Source organism: Pelosinus fermentans DSM 17108, assembly GCF_000271485.2.
Classification (GTDB): Bacteria; Bacillota; Negativicutes; order DSM-13327; family DSM-13327; genus Pelosinus; species Pelosinus fermentans.
This window is the reverse complement of sequence record NZ_AKVN02000001.1, coordinates 4,729,863-4,743,436: the sequence shown is the minus strand read 5'-3', so window position 1 is coordinate 4,743,436 and position 13,574 is coordinate 4,729,863. Positions and strand designations below refer to the sequence as shown.

8 protein-coding genes are annotated in these 13,574 nt (G+C 41.0%); 6 read left to right on the top strand and 2 right to left on the bottom strand.

The genetic code is table 11. The features are described from left to right. Positions 1–13 precede the first annotated feature (13 nt). Positions 14–3,157 carry an efflux RND transporter permease subunit gene (locus FR7_RS21730; RefSeq protein ID WP_007950824.1) on the top strand — a complete coding sequence of 1,048 codons (3,144 nt, stop codon included), beginning with the start codon at positions 14–16 and terminating at the stop codon, positions 3,155–3,157. Positions 3,158–3,290: 133 nt separating this feature from the next. On the opposite strand, the gene FR7_RS21725 is transcribed toward FR7_RS21730, so the two are convergent. Further along, entirely contained in the window at positions 3,291–4,187 is an 897-nt protein-coding gene (locus FR7_RS21725; RefSeq protein WP_007932978.1) for a hypothetical protein, read from the bottom strand. Positions 4,188–4,217: 30 nt separating this feature from the next. After that, the gene (locus FR7_RS21720; protein ID WP_007932977.1) at positions 4,218–5,099 is read right to left on the bottom strand and encodes a LysR family transcriptional regulator; all 882 of its coding nucleotides are present in this window, start codon (positions 5,097–5,099) and stop codon (positions 4,218–4,220) included. Positions 5,100–5,453: 354 nt separating this feature from the next. On the opposite strand from FR7_RS21720, the gene purB reads away from it, so the two are divergent. The 5 genes from purB to FR7_RS21695 all read left to right on the top strand — a co-directional run bounded on the left by purB (position 5,454) and on the right by FR7_RS21695 (position 13,566). Next, positions 5,454–6,800 carry an adenylosuccinate lyase gene (gene purB / locus FR7_RS21715; RefSeq protein WP_007932976.1) on the top strand — a complete coding sequence of 449 codons (1,347 nt, stop codon included), beginning with the start codon at positions 5,454–5,456 and terminating at the stop codon, positions 6,798–6,800. Between the two features lie 153 nt (positions 6,801–6,953). Next, complete coding sequence (locus tag FR7_RS21710; RefSeq protein WP_007950822.1) at positions 6,954–8,351, top strand: anion permease; 1,398 nt, start codon at positions 6,954–6,956, stop codon at positions 8,349–8,351. Positions 8,352–8,650: 299 nt separating this feature from the next. Further along, positions 8,651–9,268 (top strand): TetR/AcrR family transcriptional regulator, encoded by a 618-nt coding sequence (locus FR7_RS21705; protein WP_007932974.1) that lies wholly within the window; start codon positions 8,651–8,653, stop codon positions 9,266–9,268. Between the two features lie 102 nt (positions 9,269–9,370). Next, positions 9,371–10,480, top strand: a complete 1,110-nt coding sequence (locus FR7_RS21700; protein ID WP_007932973.1) for an efflux RND transporter periplasmic adaptor subunit — start codon at positions 9,371–9,373, stop codon at positions 10,478–10,480. Beyond that, positions 10,477–13,566 carry an efflux RND transporter permease subunit gene (locus tag FR7_RS21695; protein ID WP_007950820.1) on the top strand — a complete coding sequence of 1,030 codons (3,090 nt, stop codon included), beginning with the start codon at positions 10,477–10,479 and terminating at the stop codon, positions 13,564–13,566. The genes FR7_RS21700 and FR7_RS21695 overlap by 4 nt, the downstream gene beginning before the upstream one ends. Positions 13,567–13,574: the final 8 nt, after the last annotated feature.

The following is a 13,574-nucleotide window of genomic DNA, read 5'->3' as shown; positions in this document are numbered from 1 at the left end:
GGTGTACATAATCGTGGCAAGATTTTTTATTGAGCGTCCAATTTTTGCAATTGTTCTTTCCATTATGATTGTGGTAGCGGGAATGATTGCCGGACTAAATCTTCCCATTGCTCAGTACCCGCAAATCCAGCCGCCTACAGTATCAGTGTCGGCAGCCTATATTGGCGCGAACGCTGAAGTTGTTAATCAGACGGTAGCCCAGGTGCTGGAGGAGCAGGTTAACGGTGTCCAGGGCATGAACTATATGAGTTCAAATTCCGATGATTCGGGTGCCTATAGTCTGGAAGTTATCTTTGATCTGGGCATCGATGGAGACATAGCTGCTGTTAAGGTACAGAACAGTGTCGCCCAGGCCAATGCCAATTTGCCGGCAGAAGTAACCGCGGCTGGCATTACCACCAGAAAAGCATCTTCTGACATGGCTATGATGCTGAGCTTCTATTCGCCCAAGGGCACCTATGACAGTGTATTTTTAACTAATTATTTCAATGTCTACTTAAAAGATGCTATTAAGCGGGTCAACGGTGTCGGCGATGTGATGATTCTGGGGGCGGATTTTTCCCGGCGTATCTGGATTAACCCGGATCGCATGGCGGAACTGGAGTTAACAGTCGCCGACGTGATTGAGGCCATCAAGGAACAGAATGTCCAGGCACCAGCCGGTACAATCGGCGCCATGCCTGTACCCAAAAAGCAGGAGTTTCAATATACCGCTAAAGTGCAAGGGCGTTTGGCAAGTATTGCTGATTTTGAAAATATTATCGTGAAGGCTCAGCCGAATGGTTCTTTTGTTTATCTGAAAGATATTGCGCGAGTCGAGAATGCCGGAAAAGAATTGAATTATTCCTCAAAACAGGATGGGGCCAATGCGGTTGCAGTGGGTATTCAGCTTACCAGCGATGCGAATGCAATGAATACCATTGCAGGAGTAAAAAAAGCTGTGGCAGCAGCAGCCGAAAATTTTCCACCGGATATGAAATATAGACCTGTCTTTGATAATACAAATTTTATCGCCGAATCTATGTACGAGGTGGTTAAAACCTTCTTTGAAGCGATGACCCTCGTTATGATCATAGTATTTCTTTTTCTGCAAAGCTGGCGGGCAACGCTGATTCCGATGCTGGCCGTTCCCGTATCATTAATTGGTACGTTTGGTGCCTTCGTGCTTCTTGGATTTTCGATTAACACCTTGACGCTGTTCGCTATGGTATTGGCGATTGGATTGGTTGTCGACGATGCTATTGTCGTTATTGAAGCTGTGGAGCATCATATCCGCTATAATAGAATGACACCGGTGGAGGCCACGAAGCGAGCAATGGACGAAGTGTCTGGTCCCGTTATTGCCATTGCGTTTGTATTGGCGGCCGTATTTGTTCCGGTTGCTTTCATCGGCGGCATGGTGGGGGTTCTCTATCGCCAGTTTGCCCTGACGATCGCGGTATCGATGGCTTTGTCTGCTCTAGTCGCTTTATCCTTGACCCCGGCACTGTGTGCCCTATTATTAAAACCCTACAAAGAACAGGCAAAGGATAGTGCTCTGGGCAGATTTTTTGAAAAATTTAATGACTGGTTTGACCGAACTACCAGTGCGTATAGTGAAACGGTGAAATCATTAATCTCCAAAGCGAAATATTGTTATATCTTCTTGTTGATCATTTTAGTGGGGACGGTGTACCTGTATAAAATTGTCCCGACCACGTTTGTACCGGATGAAGATCAGGGCTTTTTTGCGGTAGCTGTCAATCTGCCGGAAGGTGCGAGTATGAATAGGACGCAGGTCATAACCGATCAGGTGGCTGAAGAAATTAGAGAACAAGCAGGTGTTGAGCAGGTTATTGCGATTGCGGGTTTTGATATTTTGTCAAATGCTGCTAAAGCCAACACGGCAGTCCTGTTTGTTGGGCTCGAACCGTGGAGTAGCCGAAAAGACCCTGAAACCCAGATTGATTCCATCATCGGCCAGGTTCAGAGCAAAGCGGACCTGTTTCCGGAAGCTTCAATTATGGCCTTTAACATGCCTTCTTTGCCAGGTCTGGGGATGGTCGGCGGTTTTACTATGGTATTGCAGGATATGACCGGTCACAGCAAAGAAGAATTGGATGCGATTACGAAAGAATTCGTGCTTGCAGCCAATCAGCTCCCGGAAGTGAGTGCAGTATACTCCACATATAAAAGTGATTCTCCCGGCTATGAATTTGAAGTTGACCGGGAAAAGATAAAAAATTTGGGAATTGCGTTAAACGATGTATTTACGGCGCTGCAGGTCAATTTTGGCGGTACCCAGGTGAATGATTTCAACCAATTTAACCGTACCTATAAAGTGGTTATGCAGGCCGATACAATGTTCCGCAATGAAGCTGACATGACGCGCTTTATTTATGTCCGATCCTCGAATGGATCTATGATTCCGTTAGATACCTTGATAAAACCGAAGCTAACGACAGGACCGTCCATTATTTCCCGATTCAATGCTGCCCGCAGCATTCAGATCAATGGCTCGGTAGGAGAAAATTATAGTTCAGGGCAAGCCCTTGCTGTCATGGAGAAACTGGCAAAAGAAAAGCTGCCTTCCGGTTTTAGCGTGGAATGGTCAGGGCAAAGCCGGGAGGAAAAGAAGGCAGGCAGTACAACCATGCAGATTTTGGCATTAGCCTTGGTATTTGTCTTTTTATGTCTGGCAGCGCTGTATGAGAGCTGGAGCGTTCCGTATGCTGTCATGCTTTCTGTGCCAACCGGCATTTTCGGGGCATTATTGTCTCAATATGCTATGAATCTGCAAAACAGCGTCTATATGCAGATCGGAGTGATTATGCTAATCGGTTTAGCCGCTAAGAATGCGATTTTGATCGTTGAATTTGCTAAAGTCAGGGTAGATAAGGGGATGGACCCGGTCAAAGCTGCTATTGAAGCTGCAGGATTGCGTCTCCGTCCGATCCTGATGACGTCTTTTGCCTTTATTATCGGGTGCCTGCCGCTGGCGGTGGCAAGCGGTGCCGGTGCCGGCGCGAGAATGGCGATGGGAACTGCAGTTGTTGGCGGTATGACGATTGCTACGGCTTTTGGCATCTTCCTCATCCCGGTATTATTTGTGGTTGTAGAATGGATTGTGGCTAAATTGCATTGGAAGAAAAAGAAAAAAGAAGCTTGTTCAATATAAATATTGCTTAAGTAACAGCATTCAAATAAGGAAAATAAAAAAATAGTAAGAAATAGCAGTCTGCAGCCTGGAATGGGCTGCAGACTGCTATTTCTTAACATCTGCCTTAGAGCAAATATGAACTCATGCTTATTTATAGACTTGCAAGCTTTTTAGCAATTAAATGCAGAGTGCGGTTTGAATCCATAATCATTTCTAAGAAGTTATCTATTGGCTGGTTGGCAAGCTGGTCAATATCTAAACGGTTACTATAAGGAGCAAGCAGAGCAGTATCAGATGAAATATTATTTAACACTGATTTTGTTACTGCATTTTGAATGATATCCATTGCTTGATTACTGGAAATAGCTAGATGCTTGGCTTCTAGTTTAAGCTTTTTTAGATCATCTTCAGAAAGGGGAGATTCACTTTGTAAATCTGCCTTTATTTTTTCTGCAGCATCAGCGATATGGCGATGAAATTTATTCGCGATGCATTGTATTAGCACACAGGCAGAGTGAACAGATGCGGCGCGGGTTGCTGGAATGATCATGACATCTTTTTGCAAGTGTGTGCTATAGGTTGGAGATAAAAGCCCACCCTCCCCCACAAAACGGTCAACGCCAATTATATAGTTAGCTTTTTGCAATTGTGCCAAAACATCTTTTTGTGGCATTTCACGATAGGCAATCGGCACAAATTCGTTGGTGATACCGAGATTCTTACAGTAATTACTTAGGATAGCAGCATATTCTAAATGGTTATTAAATATATAAACGATTTCATTTTTAGGAATACGAGCTATGGAAATGAAAAATTTCGAGTTTGGCATTAGATCGAGTAAAACAATTTTTTCTTTTGGGACAACTTGTGACAGTGACTTTAGTTGTGTTTGGGCGCAAACATAGATATCAGCAGTGGAGCTATCCTTAATCTCACAAGTCAAGTACGTCTGAATAACGATACTTTCACTTATGATGGACTGTATAATACTCGCAATTTCACCAGCAATCAATGGACCGCTGGCAACAACGGCAATTTTTACATTCATATCATGATCTCCTCATAAAAAATAATAAGATTAATTCTCATGGTGCTTTAAAAAATTCTCTTTAGCTAATGTAAGGAAAGCTTGTGCAGCATGTGAGATATATTTATTTTTTTTAATAGCAATGGCAGTATCAATCGTTAAAGGGGTATCCAGCGGAATTGTGACAAGGGAATTGTCACATAAATCATAAGGTAAGATTGTAAGACCTGCATTACAGGCAACAAGGCTTTTAATGGTTTGGATGTGATTGGATTCAAAAGCTATTTGGGGCAGTGTATTTAGCCTCTCGAATTCTTTTACAATGATCTTACGAAGTAAACAGTTTTGGGTAAGCAGGATTAATGGCTCGTTTACTAGCTCGGATAGATCTATGGAGTTCTTTCTTTGAAAGCAGTGGTTTTTTGAACAACAGATAACGAGCTCCTGTGAACTAATCAATGTATAATCGATGAGGTTATTATTGTCGCCTAGAATGACGATGCCAAGATCAGCTTTGTTTTCAATTAATAATGTTTGTACCTCTGTGACATTTTCTTCAATGAAAGAAATCTGGATGTTCGGGTATTTGCATTTAAATATTTTTAAAAGCTTAGGAATTGGCCATGTTCCGGCAATAGGGGTAATTGCTAAGGTTAGTAAACCACTATTCAGATTTTTTAATTCATTTATTTCAAAGATTGTCTTTGATACACCGCACATAATGTTTTCAACATGATTGAAGAAAACCTGTCCTTCTGCTGTCAGAACGGCTTGTTTCTGATTGCGGTCAAATAGCTGAACGCCTAGTTCTTCTTCTAAAATGCGGATCGCATTTGTTACAGCGGGCTGGGATACATAAAGACGTTCTGCTGCTCGGGTGAAGCTGTTCGTTTTACTCACCATAAGAAAATACTCTAATTGTCTTAATTCCATAATCTTTGCTCCCGTACGTTTGTAATGTATTCATTCTAACATGGAAAAGTCTAACTTGGGCACTTTCATAGAGAATAAGGCGATAAGCTTTTCTTATTATAAGATAAATTTAAGTTATGTTGCTGTAAAAAATGTAACAATAAATAGAATAAGCCTAGGAATATTTAGAATAAACTGCTTTTTTAGGTAATTTTAAATATATATAAGACTTTGTTATGAAATAATAATTTGTCGATATTTCACCGTTAATTTTTTTAATGATAGTATTAAGGCGAAGTTGATCTGCTTGTTATTGTGCACATGGCAAGAAATTGAATAAATACGAAATTACGGGAAAAGGAAGGGATTTTTTAAATGGCATCAACAACAATCGATAGTCAAATTTTTGGAGTCTTATTCAGTACCGACAAAATGAGAGAAATATTCAGTGATAAAAATATGGTACAAAAATGGCTGGATACGGAAGCTGCATTAGCAAAAGCACAAGGAGAGCTAGGCATTATCCCTAAGGATAAAGCGGATGAAATCAATGCAAAAGCAAATGCAGAACTATTAAATATCCCTCGGATCGGTGAATCTTACAAAAGTTCTATAACAATTGTACCTTTATTAAGAGAATTTGAAACAGTATTAGCTAACAACGCCGGTGAGTATGTTCATTGGGGCGCAACTAGTCAGGATATTATTGACACCGGTCTTGTACTGCAGATGAAAGAGGCTTATGCAAACATTTTAGAACAAATGATTGCATGTCAAAAATCGACACTGAAGTTAGTCAGAGAACATAAAGATACGATTATGTGCGGTAGAACACATGTTATTCATGCGCTGCCAATTACGCTGGGGTATAAAGTAGCTGTCTGGGCAGACGAACTGGGCAGAAATATTCAGCGTTTGCAAGAGATTAAAGACAGGGTTTTTGTTGGTGAAATGGCAGGTGCAGTGGGGACATTGGCCTCTCATCCGGAAAAAGGACTTGAAGTTCAGGCACGAATGATGGAAATTTTGGATTTGAACGTTCCCACAATTGCCTGGCATGTTGCACGTGACAGCCAGGCGGAATTTGCCAGCGTACTGGCCATTTGTGCTGGTACATTAGGGCGGATTGCCAGCGAAATCTTATCGTTACAAAGAACTGAAATTATAGAATTGGAAGAACCCTTTTTCATGGGGAAAGTTGGTTCTAGCACCATGCCGCATAAACGTAATCCGCAGGTCGTCGAGAATATCATTGCACTTTGCCGCAGTGTTAGAAGTATAGCTCCAGCAATTGTTGAAAGTATGGTCAGCGAAAATGAACGGGACTGGGGTTGCTTTCTTACAGAGTGGGAAGCAATCCCGCGTGCTTGCCATCTTATGGGTGCAGCACTTGAAAAATCAATGGATGTGCTGGAAAACCTAATTGTCTATCCGAAACACATGGAAGCAAACTTAAACAAATTAAGAGGCATAATGATGTCAGAATGCGTTATGATGCATTTAGCACCAAAATTAGGACGAATGACAGCTCACGAGATCGTTTACAGAACCTGCATGAAAGCATATGAAGAAGAAGCCCAGATGGAGACAGCGCTTAAGGCTGATCCCAAAGTTCGCGGTGCATTCACGGATGAAGAAATTACAGAAATGCTAAATCCGCGAAACTATATTGGCTATGCGCCTCAATTTGCTGACCGCGTTCTTGCGAAATACAACGCATAAAATATTTTCATATTCTTTCATCAGGCGTATGTCGCGAATCCGAATCATGTACTCACTTGTCCGACATACGCCTGATTTATCAAAAGCATTATAAAAGAGGTGCTTCATTGAATTTTTTGAAAAGGGATGTGACATAATGCCATGAGCAAAGAGATGCGAAATGGACTACTTGTAATTGCTGTTGGTGCCGTTATATGGTTTATGCCGGTTCCAGCAGGTTTAAAGGCAGAGGCGTGGCACTTATTTGCAATATTCGTTGCTACGATCCTGGGATATATTCTTCAGCCATTGCCAATCGGAGCCATTGCTTTTATCGCAGTTACTTTTACTGCTTTATCCGGAACATTAAAACTGGGGGCTGCTCTATCTGGTTATAGTAATGGAACCATGTGGCTGATTGTTTCTGCATTTTTATTTGCCCGGGGTTTCATTAAAAGCGGTCTTGGCAGGAGAATCGCATTTGTCATCATTAAAATGATAGGTAAGTCTTCATTGACATTGGGCTACGCCATAACTCTCAGTGATTTTGTTATTTCACCGGCTACACCTTCTAGTGCGGCACGGGCGGGTGGTATTATTTTTCCAATCATTAAGAGCTTATCTTCTGCTCTTGGATCAGAACCAGGACCGACAGCACGAAGATTTGGTTCCTATATCATGCAGGTTGAGTATCATGCTAATGCGATTACTTGCGCAATGTTTATGACCGCTATGGCAGGCAATCCACTTGCTGTCGAACTTGCTTCTCACACAATTGGTGTACAGCTTACCTGGGCTTCATGGGCTTTGGCAGCCATTGTTCCCGGAATTGTTTCACTGTTATTAATTCCATACATTCTCTATAAATTGTATCCCCCGGAAATTACGGCAATGCCAGATGCAAAAAGAATAGCGATTGAGGAATTAAAAGCTATGGGTCCCATGGCGAAAATAGAAAAGGTGGTAGCTTTTGTATTTATAGGTGCAATGATTATGTGGGCGACATCGGGCATTACCCGTATTGATGCGACTGTTGTAGCTATGAGCGCTGTTTGTATAATGGTTATTTGCCAGGCTCTTTCCTGGGAAGATGTAATCAGTGAAAAGGGAGCATGGGATACGCTATTTTGGATGGGATCTCTTGTTGCTTTAGCAACTGAACTTGCCAAGTCAGGCTTTATTGGATGGATTGCTAAATCGGCAGGAACGGTAATTGCTGCATCGGGATTGTCCTGGATTATGGCATTTGCGATACTGATTGTGATTTATGTGTATAGTCATTATGGTTTCGCTAGTGTTACTGCACATATTAGCGCTATGTATGCAGCGTTTCTTGCAATTGCTGTTGGCGCAGGAGTGCCTCCGATTCTCGCGGCATTAGCTTTTGCATTTTTATCCAATGTTATGATACCGTTGACACATTACAGTGGTGCGGCAGGTCCGATTCTTTTCGGAGCTGGATATGTAACACAGGCTGACTGGTGGCGGCTCGGGTTTATACTTACTACAGTTAATGTAATTATCTGGCTCGGAATCGGCGGTGCATGGTGGAAGGTGCTCGGACTCTGGTAAAAGAGGACACAATCACGTAAACAAAGCCGATTAGTCCAACGTATAATTATGCGTTAGGCTAATCGGCTTATGGCTTTTCATGGCGTGTATGAAAAAATCTAACTACCTGATAATGTAATGAATGCAAAGGTCAGCGGTCTGGAGATAAATCAAGGACATTGCCATCAGATTTCTGCACAATCGAGTTGGATGGCTTATCTTTATTCACTTTCTAACTAGACAAATTTATGAATAGGAAGTATAATCCATATTAAATGATCATTTAATATGGATTGAAGTTGAAGAATATGGGGGAAAAAGTGAAAAAGGAAATAATGACAGATAAGCCAGCAGTTCATAAAATAATGACTGCAGCAGCTCCTTTGTTCGCACAAAAAGGATTTGCTGCAGTATCTGTAAAAGAACTTGCAGAGGCTGCCGAAGTAAATATTGCTCTGATTTCATATTATTTTGGTGGAAAAGAGAAGCTTTATGCTGCTATACTGGAAGCTCAGTTTGAATTAGTAGATAATATAATAGTTTCAATTCGTAATGAAGAACGCTGTCCCATCGAAAAAATCAGACGTTTTTCACAAAAATTTGTAAAGTTACATAAATTCTATCCTTATAATCATCGTCTAATTTATGGTGAAATCATAAACTCTACGAATTGCTATGAAAGTATTGTAAAGCCGGCTATTCTACGTAATCATGATTTCTTAACGGAGTGTATTCAAGAAGGAATTAATAATGGGCAAATCCGGTCAGATGTTAAGCCTGATTGCGCTAATGTACTGTTAGGAAGCGTTTTACATTTTTATTTTATGACGAATTATCTTGCAGATGAATTTTTGGAGACAAAAAAGGATAAGGCTGAATACTACATGACAGAGGCCATTGAAATGTTTCTCAGAGGTGTTTTAAGTAACCCTACATAAAAAAAGTCTTTTAATAAATTCTTTTTTTTAGAGTTTATTAAATAAATGTTTAATTTAAAATAATATTTAACATTAGTTGTATTTATATAAAGGAGTGGAAAGATGCAGAAGTTCAGTAAGAAGAAACTATATTATGGTCTGGCTGCAGGTGTGGTTTTGGCAGCTGTAGCAGCGGGAATTATGATCAAAGGACATTCTAAATCAGCTGTAGTTATGGAAGAGGTGGCCTTGGTTCGTACTGCAGTTGTCGAGAATGCGGGTGCGGCTCAAAATTATATTTATTCCGGTGAAGTTAAGGGGCGTTTTGAAAGTCAGCTGGCTTTTCAAGTTGGCGGGAAAATAATAAAACGGCATGTGCAGCTAGGCAGTGTTGTAAATGCTGGAGATGTGCTTATGGAAATAGACGCCAAAGATGTTAAGCAAACGGTCAATAGTAATGCAGCGCAAGTCTATTCCGCTGAGTCTCAGGTAAAGCTGGCGGAAAATAATCTCAATCGCTACCAAAAGTTATACGAAGGGGGAGCGATTAGTGCAGCTCAACTTGATCAATACAAAAGTGCCTATGATGTGGCTGCTGCAAGCCTGCGTCAGGCTTCGGCCCAATATGCTCAAGGATCTAATCAATTAGATTATAGTGTTTTATATGCTGATAAAGCAGGCGTTATATCCAGCATAACAGCCGAAGCAGGGCAGGTTGTTGCAGCAGGACAATCTGTAGTTACTATCGTACAGGATGGAGAGCGGGAAGTTGAAATTAGTGTTCCTGAAAATCGTATTGATGAATTTCGTAACATGGGGCAGCTTAACGTTTCTTTTTGGGCATTGCCTGCCGTTAGTGTCGACGCTGCTGTTAGAGAGATTGCTCCTATGGCTGATGCCGTATCTCGTACCTATAAAGTCCGGGTAAGTCTGCTGAATCCTCCTCAAGAAGTAAAATTGGGGATGACGTCTACGGTAACGGCAGCTAATGGAGGGAATCAGCAAGCCGCAGTCTATATTCCTCTAACCGCAATTTATCAAAATAGCGATGTTCCTGGAGTTTGGGTGCTACATAATGAAAGTGTAACGTTGCGTCACATTAAAATTGGTGCCTTTGGTGACGGAAAGGTCCAAGTACTAGAAGGACTCCAAAATGGAGATGTGATTATTACAGCAGGAGTGCATAAATTAAAAGAAGGGCAAAAGGTTCGTATTAGCGGTGATACGTTATGAAGAATTTTAATCTTACTGAATGGTCTTTAAATCATAAGCAATTTATCTATTTTTTTATTGTGTTATTCTTTATTATGGGAGTAGTCTCCTATAATAAACTGGGACGTATGGAAGATCCTGATTTTACGATAAAACAAATGATTGTTCAGGTTTCCTGGCCAGGAGCTACTGCTCGTCAGATGGAAGAGCAGGTCACTGATAAAATTGAAAAAAAACTGCAGGATTTGCCTGGCCTTGACTATGTAAAAAGCTATTCTACTCCGGGGCAAACCATTACTTACGTATTTTTAAAAGATACGGTTCTCAAGAAAGATGTCCGGTCCACATGGCTGGAAGCTCGTAATATGATAAATGATATGAAAAGCACCCTTCCTGAAGGTGCTTTGGCTCCCAATTTTAATGATCGATTTGATGAAGTATATGGTGTAGTCTATACTCTTACAGGTGATGGCTATACCTATGAGGAAATGCGGCAAAAGGCAGAAAGGATTCGCCGTCTGCTCCTAGATATTCCTAGCGTAAAAAAGATTGTACTCCTTGGAGTGCAAACCGAAAAAATATATATTGAGATAGAAAATAACAAACTGTCTCAATTGGGAATTGATCCAAGTATCATCGCCTCTACGCTCCAAACACAAAATGCTATGACTGCTTCAGGAATGTTTGAAACAGCTTCCGACAATGTTTATTTACGCGTTACAGGAATGTTTGAAGATGTGGAGGCCATTCGCAATGTACCGATTCAAGCTAATGGCAGTACGTTTCGCTTAGGGGATATAGCCAAAATCAGCCGCAGTTATGCTGAACCTTCTGATCCTAAAATGTTTTATAACGGACAGCCTGCTATTGGAATTTCTTTGGCTATGGAGCCGGGAGGGAATATACTGACCCTAGGCAAGAATTTAGAAAATGCCATTGAACAAATCAAAAAAGAGCTGCCAGTGGGGTTAGAGCTAAATCAGACCGTGAATCAGCCGAAGATTGTAGAAACATCCATTGATGAATTTGTAAAATCCTTAGGAGAAGCAGTGGCTATTGTATTAATTGTCAGCTTTCTTAGCCTGGGAGTGCGTTCAGGTGTCATCGTAGCTCTTTGTATTCCCTTAGTGATTGCAGCCGTTTTTACCTTTATGAATTTTATGGGGATTGATCTGCAGAAAATATCCCTAGGTGCTCTCATTATTGCTTTGGGACTCTTAGTTGATGATGCCATCATCACGATTGAAATGATGTCTGTAAAATTAGAGCAAGGCTGGACAAGGTTTAATGCCGCTTGCTATGCTTATACTGCAACAGCCTATCCACGGTTAACAGGTGCCCTGGTTACTTGTGCCGGTTTTGTTCCTGTTGGTTTTGCAAGAGGAAGTGCCGCTGAGTATTGCGGCAGTATTTTCACAGTAGTGGTATTGGCATTATTATTATCTTGGGTTGCTGCCGGCACAGTAACACCTTTATTAGGTTATCTGTTCATTAAGATGGAATCAGCTGGTGCTGAAGGAAAGGAACACAATATTTATGATACTAAATTTTATCGATACTTTAAAAGAATTCTAATTTGGTGTTTAAATCATAAAAAACAAGTATTATTAGGAACCGTGGCGTGCTTTCTTGGTGCTGTATTAGCAATGAGTCTGATTAAACAGGAGTTCTTTCCTGCATCTACCAGACCAGAGCTAATTGTTCAAATGAAGCTGCAGGAAGGAGCTTCTTTGAAAGCTACGGAAGAAATTGCTGAAGAATTTGCCAAGCGCATAGAGGGTGATCCTGCTATTGACTACTATACATATCATGTAGGTGAAGGCGCTCCTCGTTTTGTCTTAAGCTTTGAACCTACTTTTAATAAAACAAATTTTGCGGAGTTCATTATTGTTGCTAAAGATGCTAAGGCTCGCGAGGCATTATCCCAGAAAGTCAATACTATATTAAATGAAAAGATGACTAACGTACGGGGACATATGAAAGTGATTGCCAACGGTCCTTCGGCAGATTATCCTGTTATGATACGAGTTCGAGGTTATGATCCTGAAAAAGTCAGAGTAATCGCCCAGAAAATGCGGGATACCATGGCAGCCCATCCAGGTGTAAGGAATATTAACTTTAACTGGGATGAGAAAAGTAAAGTGATACACTTTGAGATTGATCAGGATAAGGCAAGAAAACTTGGAGTGGATACACAGTCATTAGCGTCTTCGCTGCAAACACAATTATCTGGCGCATCCATTGCAGATTTTCGTGTGGAGGATAGAACCATCAGTATGGTATTTAAAGGTGCACCACAAGATAGAAATGACATTTCTCGAATTAAAGACCTAAATGTTCATATTGGTAACGGAAGATATATCCCTGTGGATCAAATAGCAAAAATAAGTTATGATGCAGAAGATGGACTCTTCTGGAGGCGGGGGTTGAAGTCTATGGTTATCGTGCAGGCAGAAGTAAACCCAGGATTTATGGGAAATGACGTTACGCAAGAGGTTTATGATACTCTTAAAGAGTTACGTGCTGATTTACCTTTTGGTTACACCATTGAAGTAGATGGAGCTTTAGAGGATAGTATAAAAGCGGCTAAATTCATTTCTGAACCTGTGCCTATGATGGTGGGAGCAATCATGATTCTATTGATGATTCAGCTGCAAAATATACCTAAAATGATACTGACATTATTAACAGCACCTCTTGGCATCATTGGTGTAGTTTTGGGGCTTTTACTTACGGGACATCCAATCGGTTTTGTTGTTCAGCTGGGGATTTTGTCCTTATCCGGGATTATTATGCGTAATTCAGTAATCTTAATAGACCAGATTGAACAATTGGTTTCAAATGGAGAATCCCTGTGGGATGCAGTGATTGATGCGACAGTCATTCGCTGCCGTCCTATCTTATTAACGGCAGCTGCGGCAATCTTAGCAATGATTCCCTTATTCTCCAGCGTATTTTGGGGACCAATGGCAGTGGCGATTGCTGCTGGATTATTTGTTGCTACCATATTAACGCTGTTAGTATTGCCGACCATGTATGCAGCTTGGTATAAAGTACATATGGGAATGCCGCGAAATAAGGATAATGAGGTTAATTTTTCTGAGTAAACCAAGAT